General features: G+C 59.8%; 22 protein-coding genes and 1 tRNA gene. 11 read left to right on the top strand and 12 right to left on the bottom strand.

The genetic code is table 11. The features are described 5' to 3' along the window. Window position 1 precedes the first annotated feature (1 nt). The 6 genes from sctL (at window position 2) to C4J91_RS03555 (ending at window position 4010) form a co-directional block, all read left to right on the top strand. Window positions 2–595: a type III secretion system stator protein SctL gene (gene sctL / locus C4J91_RS03580; RefSeq protein ID WP_124361189.1), complete on the top strand. Its 594-nt coding sequence runs from the start codon at window positions 2–4 to the stop codon at window positions 593–595. An 87-nt stretch (window positions 596–682) separates the two neighbouring features. Further along, window positions 683–901: a type III secretion protein gene (locus tag C4J91_RS03575; protein ID WP_124361188.1), complete on the top strand. Its 219-nt coding sequence runs from the start codon at window positions 683–685 to the stop codon at window positions 899–901. A gap of 1 nt (window position 902) precedes the next feature. After that, window positions 903–1295: a type III secretion protein gene (locus C4J91_RS03570; RefSeq protein WP_124361187.1), complete on the top strand. Its 393-nt coding sequence runs from the start codon at window positions 903–905 to the stop codon at window positions 1293–1295. A gap of 14 nt (window positions 1296–1309) precedes the next feature. Continuing rightward, window positions 1310–3442 (top strand): type III secretion system outer membrane ring subunit SctC, encoded by a 2133-nt coding sequence (gene sctC, locus C4J91_RS03565; RefSeq protein WP_124361186.1) that lies wholly within the window; start codon window positions 1310–1312, stop codon window positions 3440–3442. Further along, window positions 3439–3642 carry an HrpT family type III secretion system protein gene (hrpT, locus tag C4J91_RS03560; protein WP_124361185.1) on the top strand — a complete coding sequence of 68 codons (204 nt, stop codon included), beginning with the start codon at window positions 3439–3441 and terminating at the stop codon, window positions 3640–3642. The genes sctC and hrpT overlap by 4 nt, the downstream gene beginning before the upstream one ends. Window positions 3643–3644: 2 nt before the next feature. Beyond that, window positions 3645–4010, top strand: a complete 366-nt coding sequence (locus tag C4J91_RS03555) for a transcriptional regulator (protein WP_256658910.1) — start codon at window positions 3645–3647, stop codon at window positions 4008–4010. Here the strand turns inward: C4J91_RS03555 and sctU are convergent, their stop codons facing one another. From sctU to C4J91_RS03500, 11 genes are read right to left on the bottom strand one after another with little or no spacing between them, the layout of a single operon-like run. Then, entirely contained in the window at window positions 4011–5108 is a 1098-nt protein-coding gene (sctU, locus tag C4J91_RS03550; RefSeq protein ID WP_124361183.1) for a type III secretion system export apparatus subunit SctU, read from the bottom strand. Beyond that, window positions 5105–5893, bottom strand: a complete 789-nt coding sequence (sctT, locus tag C4J91_RS03545; RefSeq protein WP_124361182.1) for a type III secretion system export apparatus subunit SctT — start codon at window positions 5891–5893, stop codon at window positions 5105–5107. The genes sctU and sctT overlap by 4 nt, the downstream gene beginning before the upstream one ends. Window positions 5894–5903: 10 nt before the next feature. Further along, window positions 5904–6167: a type III secretion system export apparatus subunit SctS gene (gene sctS / locus C4J91_RS03540; protein WP_124361181.1), complete on the bottom strand. Its 264-nt coding sequence runs from the start codon at window positions 6165–6167 to the stop codon at window positions 5904–5906. 7 nt (window positions 6168–6174) lie between these two features. Then, complete coding sequence (sctR, locus tag C4J91_RS03535; RefSeq protein ID WP_124361180.1) at window positions 6175–6828, bottom strand: type III secretion system export apparatus subunit SctR; 654 nt, start codon at window positions 6826–6828, stop codon at window positions 6175–6177. Beyond that, on the bottom strand, window positions 6825–7838 hold the full coding sequence (locus C4J91_RS03530; RefSeq protein ID WP_124361179.1) for a FliM/FliN family flagellar motor switch protein: 1014 nt from the start codon (window positions 7836–7838) through the stop codon (window positions 6825–6827). The genes sctR and C4J91_RS03530 overlap by 4 nt, the downstream gene beginning before the upstream one ends. Continuing rightward, window positions 7835–8293, bottom strand: a complete 459-nt coding sequence (locus tag C4J91_RS03525; protein ID WP_124361178.1) for a type III secretion system HrpP C-terminal domain-containing protein — start codon at window positions 8291–8293, stop codon at window positions 7835–7837. Before C4J91_RS03525 ends, C4J91_RS03530 begins: the two co-directional genes overlap by 4 nt. Then, on the bottom strand, window positions 8290–8718 hold the full coding sequence (locus tag C4J91_RS03520) for a YscO family type III secretion system apparatus protein (RefSeq protein ID WP_124361177.1): 429 nt from the start codon (window positions 8716–8718) through the stop codon (window positions 8290–8292). The genes C4J91_RS03525 and C4J91_RS03520 overlap by 4 nt, the downstream gene beginning before the upstream one ends. After that, entirely contained in the window at window positions 8705–10063 is a 1359-nt protein-coding gene (locus tag C4J91_RS03515; RefSeq protein ID WP_124361176.1) for a FliI/YscN family ATPase, read from the bottom strand. The genes C4J91_RS03520 and C4J91_RS03515 overlap by 14 nt, the downstream gene beginning before the upstream one ends. After that, on the bottom strand, window positions 10060–10959 hold the full coding sequence (locus C4J91_RS03510; protein ID WP_164484576.1) for an FHA domain-containing protein: 900 nt from the start codon (window positions 10957–10959) through the stop codon (window positions 10060–10062). The genes C4J91_RS03515 and C4J91_RS03510 overlap by 4 nt, the downstream gene beginning before the upstream one ends. Before the next feature lie 37 nt (window positions 10960–10996). Continuing rightward, window positions 10997–13090 carry a type III secretion system export apparatus subunit SctV gene (sctV, locus tag C4J91_RS03505; protein ID WP_124361174.1) on the bottom strand — a complete coding sequence of 698 codons (2094 nt, stop codon included), beginning with the start codon at window positions 13088–13090 and terminating at the stop codon, window positions 10997–10999. Next, window positions 13087–14151 (bottom strand): HrpJ domain-containing protein, encoded by a 1065-nt coding sequence (locus C4J91_RS03500; RefSeq protein WP_124361173.1) that lies wholly within the window; start codon window positions 14149–14151, stop codon window positions 13087–13089. The genes sctV and C4J91_RS03500 overlap by 4 nt, the downstream gene beginning before the upstream one ends. A 264-nt stretch (window positions 14152–14415) precedes the next feature. Here C4J91_RS03500 and C4J91_RS03495 point away from each other — a divergent pair, with 264 nt between their 5' ends. After that, window positions 14416–14964 (top strand): RNA polymerase sigma factor, encoded by a 549-nt coding sequence (locus C4J91_RS03495; protein ID WP_124361172.1) that lies wholly within the window; start codon window positions 14416–14418, stop codon window positions 14962–14964. A gap of 212 nt (window positions 14965–15176) precedes the next feature. Beyond that, window positions 15177–15253: transfer RNA gene (locus C4J91_RS03490), tRNA-Met, on the top strand. Window positions 15254–15311: 58 nt separating this feature from the next. Here C4J91_RS03490 and C4J91_RS03485 read toward each other — a convergent pair. Continuing rightward, window positions 15312–19628, bottom strand: coding sequence for an AvrE-family type 3 secretion system effector (locus C4J91_RS03485; RefSeq protein WP_124361171.1), 4317 nt, complete (start codon window positions 19626–19628; stop codon window positions 15312–15314). A gap of 197 nt (window positions 19629–19825) precedes the next feature. Here C4J91_RS03485 and ggt point away from each other — a divergent pair, with 197 nt between their 5' ends. From ggt to C4J91_RS03470, 3 genes are all read left to right on the top strand, one after another. Then, a complete protein-coding gene (gene ggt / locus C4J91_RS03480; RefSeq protein ID WP_372238298.1) occupies window positions 19826–21637 on the top strand; it encodes a gamma-glutamyltransferase in 1812 nt (603 codons plus the stop codon). Between the two features lie 141 nt (window positions 21638–21778). Then, entirely contained in the window at window positions 21779–22588 is an 810-nt protein-coding gene (locus C4J91_RS03475; protein ID WP_124361169.1) for an AraC family transcriptional regulator, read from the top strand. Between the two features lie 465 nt (window positions 22589–23053). Further along, window positions 23054–23290 carry a hypothetical protein gene (locus C4J91_RS03470; protein WP_124361168.1) on the top strand — a complete coding sequence of 79 codons (237 nt, stop codon included), beginning with the start codon at window positions 23054–23056 and terminating at the stop codon, window positions 23288–23290. Window positions 23291–23406 lie beyond the last annotated feature (116 nt).

The following is a 23406-nucleotide window of genomic DNA, read 5'->3' as shown; positions in this document are numbered from 1 at the left end:
CATGCTATGCCGACGTACCATTGAGCTATTCAAAAACGCGCCCGGGGTCCCACGCAGCGTGATTCCTCGAGAGGAGCTTGCCAATTGGAAGCAGGCAGAACTGCTGTTGAAGGACGCCAATGAACAGGCTGAACAACTGCTGAGCCTGACGGAAAAAAAATGCGAAGCGCTGCGCGAGAAGGCGTCTGTGGAAGTCTGGCAACGCGCCGATGCGCAACTCAAGCGATGGGAGCGTGACCGTCAAGCCATGTGCGACAAGCTCGAACAATATGCCAGTGCAATTACCAATGAGGCTATTCGTCGTCTGCTTGATGAGACGGTAGCGCCCGCCAGGCTGGTCGCCCTTCTTAACCAATTAATGACACTCCAAGTTCCAGAGGTCAGCGCAACCCTGCTCTGCCACCCCCATGATATGAACGAGATAAAACAACACCTTGCCTATCAGAAAGCCGCTGTTTGGAAACTTCACGCTGACGAGACAACAGCGCCCCAAACGCTGGTATTGAAAACAGATGAGGGAGATTTTCGTATCAGCTGGAACTCCATGCTCACTGCCTTTTTTAAACGCGGCGAAGCGATGGCTCCAGACGTCTAATTACACACGACTCTGTTTTAACCACCCTCGGTCAACAGCACGGCCTGACGAATAACCATCTGAGCAACGCTAATTAGAGGAATAAGTATGAGCACACCTAAGTCGCTCTCTTCTCAAGCATTAAAAAATGCCGACTCTGCGTATAAAAATTATGACTCATTTCCTATCGAAGACATGCAGGGTGAACAAGATGCCGAGTTCTTCTATAACTTAATGAAGCAGATGACTGTGACCAACGCGCTCTTTACTGAAAACCTGCGGATTGAGCATCAGTCTCTGAAAACAGCTATCGAAAGTTTTCAATAAAATGGAAGCGCTCATCCGTGACTGGTTAAACCGTCGCGAGCCACAACTCACGTTAGTGGAAGGCGACGACGAGATCACTCTGAAGCGCCAAGACGCCTTTATTCTGGTGGCGGCTCAGCTGACGTCGAGACCTTCAGATAACACGACACCACTAAGTTGGCTGCGCCTGGGCGCCGCCAGCTTGAGTCTTTTCCAGGGCGCGTTGGTTCGAAAAGCGGACAGTGGCGAACTTTGGCTCATCCAGACCCTGCGGGATGGAATAGCAGAGGCCCACATGTTCGCGTGCCTAGAAACCCTGCTCAACCAACGCGACATATGGCGTGCCACGTTCACGCGCCTGGCCCGCCCTGCCCAGCCTCTCAGACCCAGCTCGCTACGGTCACTGCCGTATTAACCAGAGAACTCGCTATGTATAACAAGAACCACAAATGCCACAGTTTGCGCCAGGATTCGCCGGGTGCTCCAAGCAGACGTACATCCTGGTACAGCATGCTCCTGCTTTCCTGCCTGTTTGCTCCAGTAGAAAACTCGCTGGCCGCTATTCCCTCTGAATGGAAAAACACGGCCTACGCCTATGAAGCCGAACACAAGCCTCTACGGGAAGTGCTTGAGGATTTTGCCCAGACCTTTGGCACGCAACTGCAAATCGAAGGCCTGCTGGAGGGCGATGTCAACGGCAAGATTCGAGCGAACACGCCGCAGTCACTGCTGGACAGACTGGGCGTAGAGCACCGCTTCCAGTGGTATCTCTACAACAACACCTTATTCGTCAGCACCCTGGATCAACAGGAGTCCGCACGCCTGGAAGTCTCTTCGGAGACGGTTTCCGACCTTAAGCAGGCGCTCACTGATATCGGGTTGCTCGATAGCCGATTCGGCTGGGGTGAGTTGCCCGAAGACGGTATCGTTCTGGTTTCCGGCCCCAAGAGCTATATCGAACAGATCAAGCAATTCAGCAGCCAGCGGCGCTCTGCGGATGAAAAACAGAGCGTGCTGACGTTCCCGCTGAAGTTCGCCAATGCCGCAGACCGTCAAATAGAGTACCGCAGCGAAAAGATCGTCATCCCTGGCGTCGCCAGCATGCTGCGCGGGCTGTTGGAGCCGCGCTCCGCGTCGACGCTTTCCGGCCTGGCGCAACGCTCCGCGTCCCAGTCCCAGCCCGCGCCGGTCACACCCAGCTTCCCGCGCCTGGGTAACCCGCTGCTGGGGCAACTGCTCAGCCCACCGGCATCTACGGATGCCGGAATGTCGATTACGCCTCGGGCGCCAGTGGGCACCAGCCGAATCCGCGTTGAGGCTGACGTGCGCAACAACGCCATCCTGATTTATGACCTGCCGGAACGACAGGCGATGTATCGCGAGTTGATCAGCCAACTTGATGTCGCACGCAAATTGGTGGAAATCGACGCGATCATCCTCGACATCGAGCGCACGCAGCTAAACGAATTCGGCATCAAATGGGGCTTCCAGAACAGTCGCTTCCGTGGCGGCGTCAACATGGCGCCCGGTACCGCTTCCCAACTATCGATCGGACGCCTTGATCGCTTCTATGCCGATATCCGCGCGCTGGAATCCCGCGGGCTGGCAACCATGGTCTCCAATCCCTCGGTGCTGACCCTGGAAAACCAACCGGCAATCATCGATTTCAACCGCACTCAGTACCTGACCGCTGGCACTGAAAACGCAACGATCCTTCCCATTACCGTGGGTACCAGTTTTCAGGTGGTTCCCCGGGTGATCACCAGCCGGGGCGGCCATCAGATTCATTTGGCGATAGACATCGAAGACGGTAATTTTGACGAATCCAACCCCGAACGTATCGGCCCGGATGTACGCCGGGGCAAGGTCAGCACCCAAGCCGTGATGGCGGAAAAGCGCTCGCTGGTGGTGGGTGGGTTCCACGTCACCGAAAGCACCGACAAACAAAACAAGGTCCCGGTGCTGGGGAACATACCGTTACTGGGCAAGGCGCTGTTCTCCTCGACCGAACGGCAGAATAACCGGCGTGAGCGGCTGTTTATCCTGACCCCACGGGTGATCGGCGATCAGTCGGATCCTTCGCGCTATTTGCCTCAGGACGATCAGGCCGAACTGCAAGCTGCGCTCAAGCCATTGGCACGGCGCTACGCCCCCCATCAGCCGGTGATTAACCGCAGCGATATCACCAGCACCCTGGCGCACCTGGTCAGTGGCGAAGTGCCCAAGGCGTTCAAGGCCGAGCCAATGCCCCTGGGGCTGAACACGTTGTGCAGCACCCGCGACTTGCTGGCGCTGAATACCGAGCGCAGCCAATGGTATGCAGGCCCGCACTACAACGTGGCGGTGGTGGTGCTGCGTAACCAGTTCAAGCGCAATGTGCGCATCGATGAGAAGGAATGCAGCAATTCGCAAACGCTGGCAGTCACCGTCTGGCCGCGTGCCTGGCTCAAGCCTGGTGAAGAAGCTGAAGTGTTTATCGCCATGCGTCCGGTCATCAAGGATGAACATCTGAGCGAGCCACGCCCTTCCCTGCTCACCCCAACCCGGACAACCTCACCATGAACCACAAACTGTTGCACGCCACACTGCTGGGCATCGTATTGCTTGCCACCGGTTGCACGCCTACCTGCAAAGGCGACTCCTGCTCACGCCCGCAATCGAGCAAGGACAAGATGGTGGTCTGGTGGCCGCCCCAGATGCGCGTCGAACCCGGCCCCGCCGGCGAACGCTCAGACTACCAAACGATCTCGCTGGAGCGATGAGCATGGAGGCAGCGTCAGACGCTTATCTGAAACGCCAGATGCTCATCGACAACCTGGTGAGCGGTGCGTCCGCTCACCAGCAGTTGTGTCAGGGGATCACGTTCGGCTCCTGCGATGCCGGCGCCCGCAAGGGCGTTGCATTGCAAATCGCGAGCATGGCCCTGCAAGCTGGGCAATTGGAACGGGTACTGGAGCGTCGTTTTGAACAGGCGTTGGCGTTTGACGGCTGCTATATCTATCTGGACAAACAGGGCGCACTGGTTATCTGGCACGCCCTGCCCACCCAGCGCCAGGCACTGGACAACATCCTCAGCCGGATGCTGTCCCTGGCCAACCTGCAAGCGCTGGACCTCTCAGTGACACGCTGATCAGCGCCGCTCCAGCTCTGGCAACGTGAGGGTTTCACGCTTGGCTTCATCGTCCAGCTCACGCAAGGTACGGTAGATCAACGCCACGGCCTGCAACGTCTCTCGAGGAATCGGCGCTCCGAGCTTTTTCTCGTAAATCGTGCGGGCCAGCCATACGCATTGAATGACCGGAACATCAGCTGCCTTGGCGCGATCGATCAGTTTTCGCGCCTGCGCATCCGTGCCCTTGGCCACCAACTGCGGCAATGGCGTCTTGCCGCGACGGTAATACAGGGCGACGGCAAAGTGGGTCGGGTTGACGACCAACATGTCCGACTCCTCCAGCTTGGGCAACTTGACCTTGGGTTCCTCCTGCGCCAACTGGTATGCCAACGAGCGGCGCTGCCCCTTGACGTGCGGGTCACCCTCCATGTCCTTGTATTCCTTGACCACTTCGACCTGGGTCATGCGCATGCGCTTGGCGAAGAAGTACTTTTGTAGGGTCAGGTCGGTCAATGCCAACACCAACAGCAATCCGAGGCAGGCATGGAGCAGATAGCGGAACAGCGCAATCAGCGCCAGCAGGTAGCTTTGCAGATCGCTGTTGGCCAGATTAATCAGCGTGCCCAGAGAGGGCCAGACCACCAGATACACAATCAGGCCCAGAAGAAACGCTTTGGCCACGCTCATCAGCAGGTTCATCACCGACTGGGCGGAGAACATTTGCTTGAGTTGGCTCATGGGATTGACCCGATTGAAATCGAGCTTGAGCGCCTCCGGGGCGAACAGAAACCCGACTTGCAACCAACTGCTGATCAGCTTCGTGGCAATCGCCACTCCAACCATCAATAAGGCGAACGATAGAAACACCACCACCCCATCGAACAGCACTTCTTCCAGCGCTCGCACGAAGGGCTGATTGATGCGTGAAATCGGTAACACCATCAATTGTTCGAAACGTTGCAAACTGCTTTGGGCGGTATACAGCGCGATTTCGCCGATGGCGGTCAGCGCCAGCAACTTGCCTACATCCTGGCTCTGGGAGACTTGGCCTTTCTTACGCTGATCACGCAGCTTTTTAGCGGAGGCGGGGTGTTTTTTCTCTCCCGAGTCGCTCATGGCATCGCCACCTTGAACAGCAGCCCAAGGGAATGCTTGAGGTCACCCAGCAAACTCATACGCCCGACGATCAGATCCTGCAATAACGCAAAATACAGCAAGAGGACACCGATACCTGCGAGGCTCTTGAGTGGCGGAGCCAGTGTGCTCACCTGCAACTGCTGACTGTAAACACCCAGCAGCGCGATGCCGAACTCCAGCAACAGCAGCACCGCGATAAAGGGCGCCGCGTAGAGCATCATATGGGTGAACGTATCCCCGAGCAGCGCGATAAATACACCGAATCCGTTGGGCCCCGGCAACGGGAACCACACCGTCGGTGGCCAGATCAGGTAGCTGTCCCAGATCACCTGGGTCAGTGCGCCAAGCCCCAGGGTGACCATCAACAGAAAAATCGCCAACTGCTTGAGCATATGCCCGATGGGCGTTGCGTCCGGGCCCAGCGACGGGTTGAGCTGGCCCCCGGCCAACGCGCCTCGCTGGTTATCCAGCAGCGCGCCCACCGACTCGAACATCCAGAACGGCATCGACAGCAACACGCCCAGCACTACCCCAAGGGCCAACTCCTTGAGCGCCAAGGCGGCGAGCATGAGGCCCGAGTAATCCAGCCCCTCCAACGCTGCATGGATACCCGGCGCGGGGATCAATGCCATGACCATCACGATCGTGTGCCGGGGCATGCCACGAATATGTTGAAAACAGAATGCAGCGACCAGAAAGGCACAGGGATAAATGCGCGCCATGCCGATCACCAGGCTGGGCAGCAACTCGAAATAATGCAGCACCGGCGTGCCCTCAGTTAAGGGCCGAACGGCCGATCATGTCGAACGTCAGGTTGATCAGTTGGATCAACTCAACGCCGATCCAGCGCCCAGTCATGATCAGCGTGACACCCACCGCCACCAGCTTGACACCAAACGGCAGGGTCTGGTCCTGCACCTGCATCAGCGCCTGAATCAACGAGGTCAGTACGCCCACCACCACCGCTACGATCAGCGGCGGGGCGGTCAACACCACCACCAGCAACATGCCCTGTTTGAACAGTACGATCGGTTCCATATTCAGCTCAGAGATAAGAAAGGAACAGGCTGTCGAGCAGCCGCGACCAGCCGGACACCATTACAAACAGCAGCAATTTGAGCGGCAGGGAAATGGTCATGGGTGAAACCATTTGCATGCCCAGCGCCAATAAGAGGTTGGAGACAATCAGGTCAATCACGATAAAGGGGATGTAGATCAGAAAACCGATCTCGAACCCCGCCTGCAGTTGTGACAATACATAGGCGGGAATCAGCAGGATCAGGTCTTCACGCTGCACCTCCTGCGCCATCTGCGCGGGCCAGAGGCGGTGGGTATTCTCCAACAGGTGGGTGAGCACGTCGGGGTCGAGATTGCGCAGCATGAATGCACGCAACGGCTTGATGGCCTCTGCGCCTGTCTGCAGCACCGTCTGCACATTGCTCGTGTCCAGCGGAGAAATTTTCAGATTTTCAGCGATCTGATAGCCCACCGGAGCCATGATAAATAGTGTCGCAGCCAATGCGATGCCGTTAATCGCCATGCTCGGCGGCACCTGCTGCACGCCGATGGCATTACGGGTAATCATCAGCACGATCACGATCTTCAAAAACGATGTGCAGATGATCAACAGCATCGGCATCAGCGTCAGCGTGGCGAGAAACAGTGCGAGAACGAGGGGATCCAGCCCTTGGAGTATCATCGGCCGAATAGCACGCGGGACAACTGCAAGCCCAGGCGGCCGTCGACTTCCACCAACTGGCCCTGCCCAATCGGCCGATCGCCGTAATACAGGCCTGCCAGGCCAGGTGCGTAGCCGGTAACGCCCAGCACGGAACCAGGCCCCAGATTGCGCAACTCGCCCAGCGTGAGGTTGAGTGTGCCGCAGCGAACATTCAGCGCCATGCTCAACTCATCGAATGGCTCGTGGCCAAAGATATCCACCACAGGTTCATCCTGCGCATCCTCGGAGTAGGCGTGCGCCGCAAAATTCTCGTCCACAGACGTGTCCTCGATAGAAGAAAGGGTCAGGCACAGAGTCCCGTTTTCATCGTCAATACTGCCCCGCAGCCGATGCCTGCCAACCTGCACATAACCGCTGCCCTGCGCCTGGAACAGCGCGAGCTCGGGGACCAGCACATCACCGGCGCGCAGGCCGCGTACCTGTGCAATGGTCAGGCGCATGCGTCCCAGGGTGACGGCAATCGCCAGTTGAAACTGCCCCGGCAGCGGTGCAGCGACAGAGCGCCAGGGGGCGGCCTCGCACAACGCGAGGAAGCTTCCAGCGCTCAGCCACAGGTAGCCCATGACCCGTGAGGCGCCCAGGGACACGCTGAGCCGGCAACCGAACCCCTCGGGCCGATCCGTCTCCAGCAGCCGCATATAGCCGAACAGGTCACGTATCTGCGGGCTCAAGTAGTGCTGAAACAACGCCCAGAACCAGGAGTCCGGATCGTTGCCGGCCTGGGCCAACGTCACCGGGCACTCACCCATCAAGCTCAATTGCGGCCCCGGTTCGCTGAACGCCAATACCCCACTGGTGGTTTCAAAGCACAGCGACTGAGCGCCAACCGGCTCAGTGCCAGGCTCCAGGCGTAATTCACCGCGCTGTTCGGCCACCTGGAACGGCATGCGCAACCCACGCCCCAGCCGTCGCCGGGCAGCCACTGCATCAGCCCTCACAGTGCGCAAGGCCAGAGAGGGCAACATCATGCCGGCGCCGAATTCGCCACGCACAGCGCCACCGGTAACGCCAGGCTCGCGGCGAGCCTGTGCTCACATTGGTGCCGTACGCCGTAGAGCCAGAGCGCTGTAGCTTCCTGCTGCGCCTCAAGCTCGATATTCCACCCCGCCCCTTCTTGACGAATACGGGCATTGATCCGCCCCAGGCGTGGCAAGTACATGGCCACTGTCAGCGGCCACGTCGAGCCGCTTTGCAGCCGAGGTATCAACTGCTCCGACAACGCCTCGACCATGGCGAGATCGCCGCCGGCCCGGGTTCCGGGCTGTGACGCGCTACGGCCCGAATCCTGTTCGTCATCACCGAACAATTGGCTAAAGAGCTGCCGTTGCTCCCAAGGCACTGGGGCGCCCACCTCGTGGACACGGTCCTCGCGAGGGTCGCGTCGGCGTTGGCGTTCAGGCGTATTGGCTGAAATAGCGTTCATAGCGGTTCCTGCGTGAGTAAATTGGCCAATTCCTGCAGTTTTTCTACTTGGCGAAGGCACTGGGTGACGTGCTTCTGCGCGATACCTACCTCCACCTCACGCTGCTCCTGCTGCCCTTGCAGCTGTTGCACCTGGCCTTCTTCACGCCGGGTACCGGCAGACAGGCTTTGTTCCTTGCGATTCCACGACTTCAGCGCCTGAACGCTCACAACCTGCCCTTGGTGCTCGCTCAACAGTTGTGCACATTGGCGTTTCTCTTCCTGACGAGTTTTCTCCAGCAGGTCTTGGGCCTGCTGGATGTGCGCCACCAATGCCTGCTGTGATCGTTTGGCCTCGCGCAGCGCACGTTCGGCACGATCGGCCCGGTACCGACGCAAGCGCCGCAGGGTTTCGATCTCACCGGGCAACGTTTCAGAATGGGACATAGGCAGTCAGCTCCGTCAGTTGGTCCATCGTCGTGTCGATCGCAGAAGGCTCACGCAAATCTTGGCGCAGGAAGCTATCCACCGCCTGGCGGCTGCTTACCGCCATGTCAGTCAGGGCATCATTGCCTGCCTGGTACTCACCCAGCTTGAGCATCAGCTCGATCTGCTGGTAGGCCGACAACAGGCGTCGCAAAGCCGTACCGGCCTGGATATGCCTGGGCTCGCAGACATTGGTCAAAATCCGCGACAGGCTGGCCAGCACGTCCACGGCCGGATAATGGCCGCGCTCGGCCAACTTGCGTGACAGCACGATATGGCCGTCCAGCAGCGAGCGAACTTCGTCGGCCACCGGGTCATTCATCGAGTCCTGCTCGATCAACACCGTGTAGATGGCCGTGATCACGCCGTCACGCGTCAACCCCGCCCGTTCCACCAGGCGCGGCAACAGGCTGTACACCGAAGGCGGCAGACCGCCCCGCCCCAGCGGCTCGCCGGCAGCCAGGCCGATTTCACGCTGGGCTCGCGCAAAACGCGTCAAGGAATCGATCAACAAAAGCACCCGCTGGCCCTTGCGCCGGAAACCTTCGGCGAGCGCCGTCGCGGTGAAGGCGGCGCGGGCGCGCTCCATGCTGGAACGGTCGGAGGTGGAGCACACCAGCACCGCCTTGGCCCGCAGCTGGTCATCCAATTCATGGTCAAGAAACTCGCGCAACTCTCGGCCCCGTTCGCCGATCAAACCGAACACGATCACATCGCAGTCCACGTTACGGGCGATCTCGGCCAACAAGGTGGTCTTGCCACAGCCTGCCCCCGCGAACAGTCCGACGCGCTGGCCTTCTCCCAGCGTCATCAGGCCGTCGATCGAACGCACCCCCGTGGCCAATGCGCGGTTGATGCGCGGCCGCTCCGTGGGTAACGGCGCCTCGCACAACACCGGGGTTGCGTCGGGCGTGTCCGCTTCGGCGAACGCACTGGGACCTTTGCCGGCAATCGGCCGGCCGAAACCGTCCAGCACCTGGCCCAGCAGGTCATCACCCACCCGTACCCTGTGCGGCACACCAAGACGCTCCACGCTGGCGCCCACACTCACGCCTTCCAGATTCCCCAGGGCACTGAGCACCGCATCCTGCTGATCGAAGCCAATGATTTCGGCGAGCATGTAATCGCCCGGTTGCTTTTCAACCTGGCACAGGTCGCCGATGCGCGCCTGGGGCAGCCGACACTGCATCAGCATGCCGTTGACGCGCTGTATGCGACCGCGCATCGTGACCGGCGCAAAGCTGTCCAACGCCGCCGACTGACTGCGTTGCCAAGCCTCGAGACGCTCTTGCCATGCGCCGCTCACCAACGCACCTCATAGCGCTGCACACCGTCGAACACCACCTTGCTGTTATCGATCAGCACCAGGCGCAGGCCATTGACTTCGTCGCCCACAAATAACCGGGTGCCCTCTTCCAGCACAACGTGGCCGTTCGGTCCGCTGATGATCTGCACGATCTTGAACGGCAGTGCTCCGTCACGCGTGCGTACGCGGCTGATCACCGGCACAGCGGTTTCGAACTGCCCGGCAAAGCGGTCGAGCATGCGCGCGACCAAGTCCGCCTCTTCCTGGGAAACATCACCGCTCAGGGAAATCTGCCCATTGATGACTTGCAAGCTGACCCGTGAAGTCAGTTCCCGCTCGCTGAGCATCTTCAGCAATTGCTGGCGCACCTCAAAGGGCGAGCCCAGTTCGGGCTTTTGAACCACTACCGGCATCAACGATGCCTGGGCCTTGCGCTCGCCACTAAAGATGATGCCGGCTGCCGCAATGAGCACGGCGAACGCAAGTACCAGGCTAAGCAAACGCTTTTGTTGGGACGATGGAATTGCTGACAGTTTCAACGCGAGCGGCGCCTGCTCCACAGGCTCAGGCGCCGCAGGTGCAGGCGCGGGTGCCTGTGGCCAGGGCTGATCGGCAGGGCTGACGCACAAGCGAACGGGGCCGATCAAAAAGACCGTGTTCAGCGCAAGCTCGCCGATCTGCGCCAGCACTTGCCCATCGCTGTTTTCAAGCAGCCCCGCCTCGGCCTGCACCGACCACCGGCCATCGGCCAAGCGCAAACGTGCGTGATGCTCGGCAACCCCGGGATCGTTCAACAGAAGATCAGCGTCCGAATTGGCACCCACGCCCCACTGCTCACCAAACAACGGCAGCGCGGCGCCTTGATGCATACCATCCAGCACCCGCAGCTCGAACATCATGGGGCGACCCTCGATCCGGATAAAAATAACGCGCTCATGCCGCCGCCCCACGCATTGGTTCGTCCTGGCCCAGGTCGAAACGGCCCAATACCTTGACCTTGGAGTTGCTCCCCAGCTCGGCAAAAGACATCACCGGCACATGGTTGAACTCATCCAGCAAAAGCGCCCGTAACGGGCTGCGCAGATCCTGGGCAACCAACAACACGCTCTTGGTTTTCGGTCTTAGCACAAAGGCCTGGTTGAGCAGCCCGACCAAGGCCGCACTGCTGTCGTTATCGAGGGCGAAAAATACCCCGCTCTGGGTTTGGCGCAACGCTTCGCGCAGGATGTTCTCGGTCTGTGGCGACAGCAGCCACGCATGCAGGCCATCGGCTTCGCTGTACTGATGAAAAATCTGCGACTTGAGGGCGATCCGTGCGTAATCGGCCAGGGCATCCGGTTCACGCTCATGCTGGCCGTACTCGATCAATGACTCGACGATCAAACGTACGGCGCGCAATGGCACACCCTCACTCGCCAGGCGCTGCAGCACCGACGAAAAACGCGAAAGCGGCATGATGCGCTGCAGCTCTTGCACCAGCTCCGGCTGGTTGTGTTCAAGCCAACTGAGGATCGACTTGCATTCCTGGATGCCGAGAAACCGCGGTCCGCTAAGCAACATCGCCCGCTTCATCCGTTCGATGATCAGGCTCTGGGCGCTGAAACGCTCAATCTGGGGGTCATCGAGCAATGGATCATCAGGGTCGAGCCACAGCCAGTCCGCCTCGTCCCGCTCGGCCAGGCCTCTATCGCCCCTGTCCGGGGGCTGCGCCAAGGAGGCGTATTCAACCGCAACACGGTCGCTGAGGGTCGCCGTCACGGTCGGAACTTCATGCACGCAAAAGCGCATCTCGTCGACGGCCAGCGCCTCACTGAACTCGGCTTCGAACGGGGGTAGCGTCAGCCCGATATTGGCGACCAGCGCATTTCGGGCCTGACGAATTTTTTGCACGATGTCGATGACCTCGGGGGCCCCGTACATCTGGCTATTGAATTGCAGCAGATACGGCCGTGACGGGTCGAAGCCACGCAGGTCTTCACTGCCGTTCTCTTCCGGACGGACCGCTTTTTCGTCCGATGCCGCCGGGGAGTCCTCGCGCTGACGCTGGCGCATGAGGTAGTACCCCAGGGAGCCGGTCATCAGCGAAATCAGAATGAACACCACGGTAGGCATGCCGGGAAGCGTGGCGAAGGCCAACATGCCCACCGACGCGATCATCCAGCTCTTGGGTTCGCTGGTCATCTGCCGGGCAATTTCGGCGCCCATGTTGGTGACGCCCTTGCGCCCGTCCGGCGCCACTCGGGTAATGATCATGCCGGCCGTCAGGGAGATCAACAGCGCGGGAATCTGTGCGATCAGGCCGTCGCCGATCGTCAGTACCGAATACAGCGCCATCGACTCGCCCGCGCTCATCCCGTGCTGGAACATGCCGGTAGAAAAGCCTCCCAGCAGGTTGATGACCACGATGATCAGGCCGGCAACGGCATCGCCCTTGACGAACTTCATGGCCCCGTCCATGGCCCCGAACAGCTGGCTTTCGCGGGATAACTGCTCACGTTTGTCGCGAGCCTGCGTACCATCGATCAACCCGGCGCGCAGGTCACTGTCGATCGACATCTGCTTGCCCGGCATCGCATCCAGACTGAAGCGGGCAGCCACTTCGGCGACCCGCTCCGAACCTTTGGTGATCACCAGGAAGTTGACGATGGTCAGGATCATGAAGATCACCAGCCCCACCGCCAGGTTGCCGCCCACCACGAAATTACCGAACGCTTCCACAATATCGCCCGCGTCCTGCTCCAGCAGAATCAAGCGTGTGGTGGCAATCGACAGGGCCAGGCGAAACATGGTGGTCAACAGCAGGATCGATGGAAACGACGAGAACGCCAACGGCCCCGGCAAGTACAGCGCCAGTACGATCAACAAGCAGGAAATACAGATGTTCAACGCGATCAGAATGTCCACCAGCCATGTAGGCAGCGGCACGATAAAGATAAACACGATGGCCAGGACCACCACCGCGCCGAGCACTTCGGCACGCCGCGCCACCTTGAGCAGCACGCCATTGACCGATGACAGCAGTGTCACCCGGACGTCCTCGTTTCGCCGGAAAACGTCTGATGGCCGCGCTCTTCGCGCGCCCACTCAACCATGACGTCCTTGAACACTTTCACGGCAGAAGCCTGGGATTGCGCATCAAGCCACCAGGCCTTGGGCAGACTTTTTACTTCCGTGGCCAATTCATTAAGCGAGCGCAGACGAGCGGCAAGCAGCGTCCCCCCAAACTCACTGGCCAGCCTTTGCACCTCGGCCGCATCAATACCGGTACTGGCATAACCCAGAAAACGCTGCAATAAATCCACCGCCTCCAGATCGACGTTCAGGCGCCGGATCAACGCATCACAGTTGCCCAGCACCGAGCGCAATTGACGACACTGCGCCAACCCCTTAAGCAGCAGGTGCAATTTTTCCGTGGGCACCGACTGGGTGTGCGCCGCGATATCGCCGTTCAGCGCCTGCGTCATCAGATCGACGCCTTTGGAAAACGCCGTTAAGCCGTACATCTTCAACAGCGTCTGCAGCATCAACGCCAAGGATTGGCGAACGACCACGGAGGCGTAATAAAGCGCACGCACGTCCTGACGCTCCTGCGGGTCAGCGCTGGCCTCCTTCAATGCCAAGGCGATATTCAGGCCTGCCTGGATGTGCCCGCCGAAATCCTGCCTCAGCGCTTTCAAGGCCCCGCGCGCCAGGCCCTCTTCTACTGTCAGCCCATTGTTTTGCGCTTCGAGGGCGATGAATTGAAGCACCACGAAGGCACGCGCGGGGTCACCCCCGGCATGGCTCACCAATTTTTCGACAGTGGGCTTGCGCAGCAACTCGAACCGAAGCCGACGAACAACGGTTTCCAGCGTGGCCAGGCCGGGGTGACCCAGTTGTTCATAGAGCTGCACGAATTCTGCGACAGGCGAAACTTTTGTGCCAATGGATCGCCGGCCCAGGGCCTGTGCGTTGAGCGCCACTTCTTCGCTGAAAATCTGCGCGATGTCATCTAAGCCCTGCGAACGGATTGGCACATCGACAGTGCTCACACTGGGTTTGTCCGCAGGTTGGATCTGCTGCACATCGTTGAAGGATTCGACTTTCATGGGCGGGCCAGAATGGGAAGTTTGTGTCCCTATGTGGCAAGCCGCTGCGGTTCAGTTCCATCAAAACATTTCACGGCGAGGGGTATGAAAATACCCGCACACCCAGATCGTCTTCTTTGCAAGTTACGGCACAAAAAATCCCCAACAGAAAATATATATCTATATAAATCAATAAGTTGTGTGTTTTTCCCATTTGGCACAGCCGGTGCAAAAGGGGTCCCTATCGAAACCATTTCGATCGAGCCTTCCCGGAGGAAAAACAACATGAAAATACCTATTGGCGATCTAGTTCACCTCGTCGGCAATTCGCCTCAGTTCATGGTCCAGCTGACGGACGACCAGCAAAAAAAACTGCGACGCTTCATTCATAAACGCGTGCTCAACCCTGAAGATGCGGACGATCTCCTGCAATTGACTTACCTGGAAGCATGGCGCAACAGAGAGCGTTTCAGCGGGCAGGCCACACTCAGCACCTGGATGTGCGGAATTGCGCAGAATTTGATCCGCAACCACTTCAGGCGCATGTATGCCAAACCGGTGCATTGCGAGTTCGATGAATCGTTGTGGCATGGCCAGGAAGAACACAACAGCCTGGACTGGGAGTTTGAAGTCAACCGACGGCTTGAAAAGACCCTGAACGCCATCGACCACCTGCCGATAGAAATGCGCAAAACGCTTTACGCTTCGCTCGAGACCGATGGTAGCTATCAGGACACCGCCGATGCGTTGGACATCCCCATCGGCACGGTACGCTCACGTTTGTCGCGAGCGCGCGAACAGCTCAAACGCGTGACGCGCAACCCGTTGCCGTAAGTCTCGCCACAGCAACACCGTTGGGCGAAAGGGATATCTGCCCAACGCGATTGACGCTTGATGAGCGCGACAGCACGAGAATCGCAGCCTGAAGAGCCCCCCGCCGCTCGTCGCCAATCAGCCTGTTTTTCGTTAAACAGTTGAAAGCGTAGAAAAAACTTAACAAAACCTCTTGACGCATTCCCGTTCTACGCGAATAATGCGCGCCACTTGGCTACATAGCTCAGTTGGTTAGAGCATAGCATTCATAATGCTGGGGTCCGGGGTTCAAGTCCCTGTGTAGCCACCAAGTACTAAAAACGGCTTACCGAAAGGTAGGCCGTTTTTTTATGCCCGCTGTTTACCTTTCAGGCGGTGGAAGCCGGCGTCCTTATGCGCAGGTCCCCCAAGTCGATCGTCAGGTCATGGCCAGGCAGGCTGCTCAGCGTATCGTTCAAGTTCATCCGCAGCGGTTTATCCGCATTCACCCCGTACTCGAAGTCGACGTTGACCTGTTTTTGCGTATAGCTGACGGCCACGCTGCTGGAAAAACTCAGATTCATCATGGCTGGCACCGACATGCCATGGGACTGGCTCGCGGTGTAGCTCATGCTCATGCTTTTGACGCGCAGGTGGTTCGGACCTCCCAGTGCCTGCTTGATCAGCGGCTCGGTATCTGCGCCCGCAAGCAGGCTGCGCTCGATGGTGCGTAGAGCCTCTGGCTTGAGTTCCATGCCAAGCCTCACTGAAGTCCCTTCACCCCACTGCAGTTGACCGATCACCTGGGCAAACTGCGGGTCATCCTTGAGCCACTGTTCGATGGCGGCCTTGTTGGCCGGCGCGACATCGTCCAACCAGTCATGCCGCCCGTTATCGCGTAACCCCACGCGCATGACGGAAGACTCGACCGATGCCAACTGCTGCAGCCCCTTGTTCATCAAGTCTTGTTGGGTCATCAACGTGTCCAGCGACTGACTGATGGCGTAATAAGCGTCCGGCTTTGTCGCCAATGCCGGATGAGTGGAAAGAAACTGCTGCAACTTGGCCAGTTGTTCTTTTGGGGAGCCCTGCGCGCCCAACGGGTCAGCGGCGGCCAAGTCCCGTTTGAACTGGGGGGAATACAGTGACAGGCTGCTGTGAATGTCATCGACCTGAGATTGAGTCACTGGCTGCGGCGGCTTGAAAGAAAAGCTGAAGGCCTGTGACTGCCCACGGTCAAATTTCACCATGACCGATACGTCCGCCGAGGCCGCAACCACCGTCGCCGGCCCGCCGGCCCCGGCACTGCCCGCCAACGCCAGCGCACTGATCGGCACAAAGTTGGCCCCCACGCCGCCCTGCCTCAGCCACTGCGCGCTGCTTGCCTGGTCACGGCTGGTGCCCGTCGCAGAGCGCGTGGTGGCTTGGCTTTTATCCGTGTGCGCAAGGTTAAGGTTACCCATCACTCCAATCCCGGCGCGTATCACTGAGTCCAACTCGGCGATGTCTTCCTGCGGGCTGTACATCAAACGCAGTTGCGCGAGCCCATCCAGGTTAACGTCAGCACTGAGTTTCGAGCTTTCGCCAGCTGCGCCTTTTTCTCCCAGCGCCAATAAGTCGTGAAAGCCCCCGGACTGCCCCATCAATATCGACATCATCTTGCCGAAGTCCGACTCCTTCACATCGAAACTGATGTTCGATCCAGTGTTCTTCACAACGGCGGCCGTCAACTCACCGGCAACCCTCAGGCCGGGCCCCACTGCACCGCCCCCGCGCCCTAACGTCACCCCCGTGGCCACGGAGCCGGCCAGGCGCCGCATATCGTCGCGGCTGATCTGGACCCTGGCTCCCTTGTCGGTACGGGTGATACTCACACCATGCGTATGAGACTTGGAGGCTCCCAGAAAAAACTCTACGGCTGGCGCAGGTTTTATACCGGTCACCATCAGCCCCAGGCTTTCGCCCTGGGTTCGGCTGGGGTTAAGGGTTTGACCACTTTCCATCTGCTGCACTTGCTGTGTCATTGCCTGCGTAATGGACGCCTCGGCGGGCAACCCCAGCAGGCCCGAAAGGTGCCAATGCAAGGCAGACCCCGGCGTGCCAAGGTCCTTGGCCAATAGCTTGAAATTGTCATACAGGGATTCCGCCTGGCTATAACTGGCGACTTTCTGGCTGGCCAGTTTATGGACAGGGCTGTCATCAAACCCTTTCATCACAGTGCCCATGGACGCTTCGATTCTTTTCAAGGCACTGGGGCTGTGGCCAGTAGTGCTGTCGAGTTCCTGGGCCAGGTCGTTTAGTTGCTTGAGCGTATTGGCATGGTGAATAAGGTCGCCCTCGACGAGGGCCGAAGGGTGGTCGAGATCGCGTTTACGCTCAGGTTTCGACTTGGGCAGCGTCAATCCTTGACCTTCGAAGTTGGCCAGCAGGCCTGCCGTTGAAGGCTGCGATGAAGGCGCGACCCGTTTGAATGCCTCATGCAGTTGGTGCAGCGTCGACTCAGGGCTCGTCAGCGCTCGGCTCAGCGTGGGCCGTGGGTCAAACGCCAGCCCGTGTACGTCTCCTAACAGGCGGGCGCTTGACTGGCTGCTTTCTGTTACCTGCGTCAACGCCTGGCTGATCCGCATGGCCAATGCCTGGCGCGGCCCGGGCCCGCACAGGGCGGCGAGACGCGCATTCAGGTCAGCGGCAACCGGCTTGCTCTTGGAAAGCGATGCGAGCTGCTGGTGCAGTTGCTTATCGTCAGCGTAAACGTGCTCCAGCCCCCGGCGCCCGTTTACGTGATGTTGAATGGATTTGCCTTTCTCACTGATGGCTTCCAGAGGATGAAAGTGCGCATTGAGTCCCTGGAAAAACGTGCGCTGGAGCGGCACGCCTTCACGGGTTTGGCCCACGACCGTGCTTGTGGCCGTCAGCGCGCCTCCTGCCATCGGCGTGCGTATCTGAGCGGCCGATAACGTATCGGTCAATGAGGGCCGCTGCACCGCCACTGCCAACGGCCCCCACGCCATTGCGCCCAAGGCCGCCTTATCGAGTCGATGGAACTGTTTATCCCATCCGCCAACCAGATGCTTATCAGCTCCCATCCGCAAGGAGTCCAGCGATTGGCCCTGCGGTAATTCAATCTGGGTCCAGCTTGGCGCGGCACCGTCGCGGCTCTGCCAGGCGTGGTGATCCGCCTTGAACAATTCGCCCGCCTGGGTGTGTGCATAAAGACTCGCTTCATGATCAAGCGCCAGGGTTTGTATGGCGAGCGCGGGGGAAAGCCGTAACGGGTTGACCACCCCATCCACGCAGGCTTGAAGCTGATGGTTTTTATCGACGGTTACAAAGTTGCGACCGTCAGCGATAGCGAATCCGGTGACAGGGCGCTGAGGATCGCCCGCCAGCACCTCGTCAAGTGACACTTGAGGACGCGGCTTGGGCAGTGCGCTCAATTCATGGCTGGCCCCTTCGAAAACAGGGTCACGCACCTTTTGCAGGGTCACCGCTTTGAGCTGCCCTTCCTGCAGTACATAGGCACGTCCGTCCAACCCTCGCTCCAGCTGTGTGACGCCCTGCAGCCCCGAGTGATCCCAACGTTGCGCAGCCGCGTCCCAGCTCAATAACGCGCCTGCGTCAAACGCAACCTTGCCGCGAGGGCCCAGGTCGACTGCGGTCGTCAACGCCTGCTGGCTGGGCAACGGCAGACCTTTCTCGATGCCCTTGACCCACACATCGCTCAGGTTCCACTGAGGGCGCAGCCCGCTTGCGTTATTCACGGGGACACTGTGCAGTTGCTGCCGGGCATCGCGAACCTGGGCATTGAGCTGCCCGGCATCATCATGGAAGAAACCTTCGACACGCACAGCGCCCTTTAGCGCCTGCTCCAATGATTCGAGCGATTGCGCAGCCATCGGCAACACGCCGTCCCGAGCCATGCGCACGTCCGCGCGCAGCAGTTCGCCGTCGACCGTGGCCCCATACAGCGTACTGCCGGCCAAACCGATTCGGGTAAGTTGCACAGGCGCGCCGGTCTCATCAACCGGGCGTACATCCGCCGCCCCGGCACCTTGAATCTGCACCACCGGCGCGCCCTGAACCTGACTCAATACAACCGAGCTGCGCCCTTGCGCACTGCTGTCCAGCGCCCCCTGGGGTGTTTTCGACAAGTGCCCCTCACCGGTCAGCCCAATACGGCTGTAGGCCTGGTTGTCGGGGTCGGGCAACCACGACAGGGTGAGAGGTTCGAAGCGATACACGCGCTGTTCGTCCAGACGAAACTGCTTGCCGTCGACCGTCGTCTGTACACCGCTGACGCTTGCCAAATGCCCGCGACCAGGGCTGTCAAAAGACGAAACGCCCCCGTCGCCGCCGACAGGATCGGGCACGCTGCTTTTGAATACCGCCGCGACAGCGGGCGTAGACTGAATATGAAACAGGTAATCTCGCCCATCCCTGACACGCAAGGTGCCTGCGGCGCTGGCGCCATCGGCGGCAAAGTGTTTGGTTGGCGCGTTGAGATGAAGAGCGATATCGCGTGCCACCCTGGTCGTGTCAGGTTCCAGCTGTCCGTCTTTTAGGCGGATATCAAACAGCATTGAGGCGGGGGTCAACGATTGATAGCGAGGTGACTGCTGGGTGGGCACCGCGGCCTTGTCGGGCGTGGAGGAGTAGTTGATAACACTGAGCTGCGCGTGGGGCAAATTGTCTAGTCTTCTGTGCATAACTGGCTCCAGAAATAGCTTAATACCAGTAACGCTGTGAGCGTTTACGTGGCTTTGGTTCCAGCGTCGCGAAATAAAACCAGGCCTCGACAAGCTCAGCCAGAAAAAGCAGCCCGCTCGCCCCTCCCCGTCTTTCGTGCGTTAAAGTCTGCCGACAGGAAGACCAGATCATTCTCAAGATGAACGGAGTTCAGCGCGTGCTTTTTATTTCCCGCCGTCAACTGGCAATAGTTGCCACCACCCTCGCCCTGGCCGGCTGCCACACCGCAATCAATGAACCACCGCCCGCCCCGGAGCTGGGTTCGGGCTATCGCACCGACCTCGCCCCCCGCCACGCCGAACGTCATATGGCCGCCGCCGCCAACCCGCTGGCCGCCCAAGCCGGGCGCGAGATGTTGCGCCAGGGCGGCTCGGCAATCGATGCGGCGATCGCCATGCAAGCGGTGCTGACGCTGGTGGAACCGCAGTCCTCCGGCATCGGCGGAGGCGCCTTTATCATGCTGTGGGACGGCGCAAACGTGCACGCCTATGATGGCCGTGAAACCGCCCCGGCCGGGGCGACAGAGCGGCTATTCCTGAACGCCGACGGTACGCCGATGGCATTCACCGATGCGCAGATTGGCGGGCGCTCAGTGGGTACGCCAGGGGTATTGCGGGCACTGGAAATGGCGCACAAGCAGCACGGCCATCTGCAATGGGCCAAGCTGTTCGAACCGGCGATTCGTTTGTCCGAACAGGGTTTCGCGATTTCCCCGCGCTTGCACAGCTTGATCGCGGCCGACCGCTTTATCGCGCAATCGCCGGACATGGCCGCTTACTTTCTGAACGCCGACGGGTCGCCAAAAGCCACCGGCACGCTGTTGAAGAACCCGGCGCTGGCGAAGGTGTTCAAACGCATCGCCAAGGAAGGGCCGGATGCGCTGTATCACGGCCCGATTGCCGATGAGATCGCGCGCAAGGTGCAAGGCAATCGCAACGCTGGCAGCCTGACTCAGGCCGACCTTACGGGCTACGCCGCCAGGGAGCGCACACCGCTGTGTACCGACTACAAACACTGGAAGGTGTGTGGCATGCCGCCGCCATCGTCGGGTGGGATCGCCGTTGCGCAAATCCTCGGGACGTTGCAAGCGTTGGAGGCCCGCGATCCACGCCTGGCCATCGCGCCGATGACGCCGATCCGGAGCACCTCGCCCGCCGGGCTTGAACCAACGCCCGAGGCCGTGCACCTGATCGCTGAAGCCGGGCGCCTGGCCTTCGCTGACCGTGCACTTTACGTGGCCGATGCGGACTTTACGCCGGTGCCGGTCGCAGGTCTCATCGCCCCCGATTACCTGGCCCAGCGCGCCGCATTGATCGGTGAACGCAGCATGGGCGTGGCCAAGCCAGGCCAACCGGCGGGCATCCGGGTAGCTTACGCGCCAGACCGTTCGCCGCTGCGTATCTCCACCTCACAAGTGGTGGCCGTGGATGACCAGGGCGGCGCCGTTTCGATGACCACCACCGTGGAAGCAGCGTTCGGCTCCCATGTGATGGTGCAGGGCTTTTTGCTCAATAACCAGATGACCGACTTCTCGTTCATTGCCGAGGAAAACGGCCAGCCCGTCGCCAACCGCGTGCAGCCCGGCAAGCGTCCGCGTTCGGCCATGGCACCGACGCTGGTGTTCGATCGTCAGAGCGGTGAATTGCTGGCCACGGTGGGTTCGCCGGGCGGCTCGCAGATCATCGAGTACGTGAGCAAATCACTGGTGGCCATGCTCGATTGGAAACTCGACCCGCAAGCTGCGATCAGCCTGCCCAATTTCGGTAGCCGCAACGGCGCCACCGAACTGGAAGCCGGGTTGTTCAGCCCGGGCGTGAAGCAAGCATTGAAGAGCAAGGGCCATGCGCTGAGCGAGATCGATATGACCAGCGGCGTCCAGGCGATCGTTCGCACACGGGATGCTCAGGGCAAGGTGTCACTCAGCGGCGGTGCAGACCCACGGCGCGAAGGCGAAGCACTGGGCGATTGACCCGCCCTGTGTGGCGCGGCGAGTTCAAAGCAAGGCTTCTTGCCAAGGCTCGCCAGCCTCTGCACGATCGTACAAGACCTCGGCAGACAAGGCATACAGACTGGGTTAACGTGTTTCCACCTCCTTTTGTGACAAGTCACCATGGGCAACCCTACCCACACCCTCGACTGGCTGCACCGCGCCCCGCACGCCAGCGGCCTGGACCGTATCGAGGCGTACTTTGCCGGCTTTGCGTTCGACCCCCATCGCCATGACACTTACGCCATCGGCCGCACGTTGTTCGGCGTGCAGAGTTTTCATTATCGCGGCGGCATGACCCATAGCTTGCCCGGCACCACCATGGTCATTCACCCCGATGAAGTCCATGACGGCCGCGCAGGCAGCGCGGAGGGCTTCAAGTACCGGATGATTTATGTACAGCCGGCGCTGATCCAGCAGATCCTCGGCGGCAAGCCGTTGCCCTTCATACCCGGCGGTGTGTCCACCGACCCTCGGCTGCATCGCGCCAGCGAAGTGTTGCTGCAAAGCCTGGATTGCCCGATCGACGCGATGCAGGAGCAGGACGCGATGTTCGACCTGGCCCAAACGCTGAGCGACGCGTGCGGCGCAATCACCAGCCGCAAATCCTTTGACTACATCGCCGCCGAGCGCGCCCGGGAATTTATCCACAGCGCCCTGGGCCGCAGCATCACCCTGGATGAAATGGCCGAGCACGCCGAGCGCGACCGCTGGGCATTGTCGCGGGATTTCCGCCTGCTGTTCGGCACCAGCCCCTACCGCTACCTGACCATGCGTCGCTTGGACCTGGTGCGCCAATTGTTGGCCCAGGGCCTGCCACTGGTGGATGCGGCAATGACCGCCGGCTTCACCGACCAAAGCCACATGACCCGGCAGTTTCGCAGCGCCTACGGCATGCCGCCGTCGCGCTGGGTGAAGATGCTCGGGCGCTGATTGATCGTTCCCGCGCTCTGCGTGGGAATGCCTCCTGGGACGCTCCGCGTCCCGCCAGCGCACAGGTGACGCGGAGCGTCACGGGCTGCATTCCCACGCAGGAGCGTGGGAACGATCTTGACTTGGAATGCATTCAAAAATGTGGCGTTGCTGGCATTTGGTCATGGTTTGTAAAGGGCCAGCAAGCCGTGTCCCTTTAAATTGCAGGACGTTTCCGAGACAATCCCCGCCGCCTTGTGCCTGTTGGAATCGATGGCTAGTCTTCGGTCCGTCACTGAATTTCAGTGATCGGGTTTAGCAGCCTGAGTTCAATAGGCACACGTTCACACTGCATTATGGCGGCTGTGCGTGGGGCACCTTCGGGTGCGCTGGTTTCCTATTGACCGGTCTGCTAACCCGCGTACAGCTGCCACCCTACGTTTAGCAGCGTTGGTGGTCGCTCCCTTGTTCAATAGGAGCCACACCATGACCAAAGCACTTCCCGATCCACCCATGGATTGCCTCGTCGTCAATGAAGAACTCAGCTTCGAAGATGCCCAACTTTATATTTCCCATCTGATCCATAGCGCATCGGCCACGATGTGGGACTGTTGCGACCATCTGCAACCCCACGACCGAGCCAAGATCCACGCCGTGTGGCATTTGCTGGAGATCGCCAAAACCGTTCTAAATCGCACCATCGACTGCATGCCACGAACCTGAAAACACTACAAAACCAATGTGGGAGGGGGCTTGCCCCCGATAGCGGTGTATCAGCGACAGATAGCTGGCTGCCACACTGCTATCGGGAGCAAGCCCCCTCCCACATTTGAGTGCTG

This window comes from Pseudomonas sp. R3-52-08 (genome assembly GCF_003851745.1).
Taxonomy (GTDB): Bacteria; Pseudomonadota; Gammaproteobacteria; order Pseudomonadales; family Pseudomonadaceae; genus Aquipseudomonas.
This window is presented reverse-complemented; position numbering and strand designations above follow the sequence as displayed.

Bases quoted from the DNA above. Each gene is read 5' to 3' on its own strand.
- C4J91_RS03495 (WP_124361172.1), top strand. From the start codon at position 14,416: ATGAAAATACCTATTGGCGATCTAGTTCACCTCGTCGGCAATTCGCCT.
- hrpT (WP_124361185.1), top strand. From the start codon at position 3,439: ATGAACCACAAACTGTTGCACGCCACACTGCTGGGCATCGTATTGCTT.
- C4J91_RS03510 (WP_164484576.1), bottom strand. From the start codon at position 10,959: ATGTTCGAGCTGCGGGTGCTGGATGGTATGCATCAAGGCGCCGCGCTG.
- sctR (WP_124361180.1), bottom strand. From the start codon at position 6,828: ATGATACTCCAAGGGCTGGATCCCCTCGTTCTCGCACTGTTTCTCGCC.
- C4J91_RS03475 (WP_124361169.1), top strand. From the start codon at position 21,779: ATGGGCAACCCTACCCACACCCTCGACTGGCTGCACCGCGCCCCGCAC.
- C4J91_RS03530 (WP_124361179.1), bottom strand. From the start codon at position 7,838: ATGATGTTGCCCTCTCTGGCCTTGCGCACTGTGAGGGCTGATGCAGTG.
- C4J91_RS03575 (WP_124361188.1), top strand. From the start codon at position 683: ATGAGCACACCTAAGTCGCTCTCTTCTCAAGCATTAAAAAATGCCGAC.
- C4J91_RS03520 (WP_124361177.1), bottom strand. From the start codon at position 8,718: ATGTCCCATTCTGAAACGTTGCCCGGTGAGATCGAAACCCTGCGGCGC.
- C4J91_RS03570 (WP_124361187.1), top strand. From the start codon at position 903: ATGGAAGCGCTCATCCGTGACTGGTTAAACCGTCGCGAGCCACAACTC.
- C4J91_RS03500 (WP_124361173.1), bottom strand. From the start codon at position 14,151: ATGAAAGTCGAATCCTTCAACGATGTGCAGCAGATCCAACCTGCGGAC.
- sctC (WP_124361186.1), top strand. From the start codon at position 1,310: ATGTATAACAAGAACCACAAATGCCACAGTTTGCGCCAGGATTCGCCG.
- C4J91_RS03470 (WP_124361168.1), top strand. From the start codon at position 23,054: ATGACCAAAGCACTTCCCGATCCACCCATGGATTGCCTCGTCGTCAAT.
- sctS (WP_124361181.1), bottom strand. From the start codon at position 6,167: ATGGAACCGATCGTACTGTTCAAACAGGGCATGTTGCTGGTGGTGGTG.
- C4J91_RS03485 (WP_124361171.1), bottom strand. From the start codon at position 19,628: ATGCACAGAAGACTAGACAATTTGCCCCACGCGCAGCTCAGTGTTATC.
- sctL (WP_124361189.1), top strand. From the start codon at position 2: ATGCTATGCCGACGTACCATTGAGCTATTCAAAAACGCGCCCGGGGTC.
- C4J91_RS03525 (WP_124361178.1), bottom strand. From the start codon at position 8,293: ATGAACGCTATTTCAGCCAATACGCCTGAACGCCAACGCCGACGCGAC.
- C4J91_RS03555 (WP_256658910.1), top strand. From the start codon at position 3,645: ATGGAGGCAGCGTCAGACGCTTATCTGAAACGCCAGATGCTCATCGAC.
- sctU (WP_124361183.1), bottom strand. From the start codon at position 5,108: ATGAGCGACTCGGGAGAGAAAAAACACCCCGCCTCCGCTAAAAAGCTG.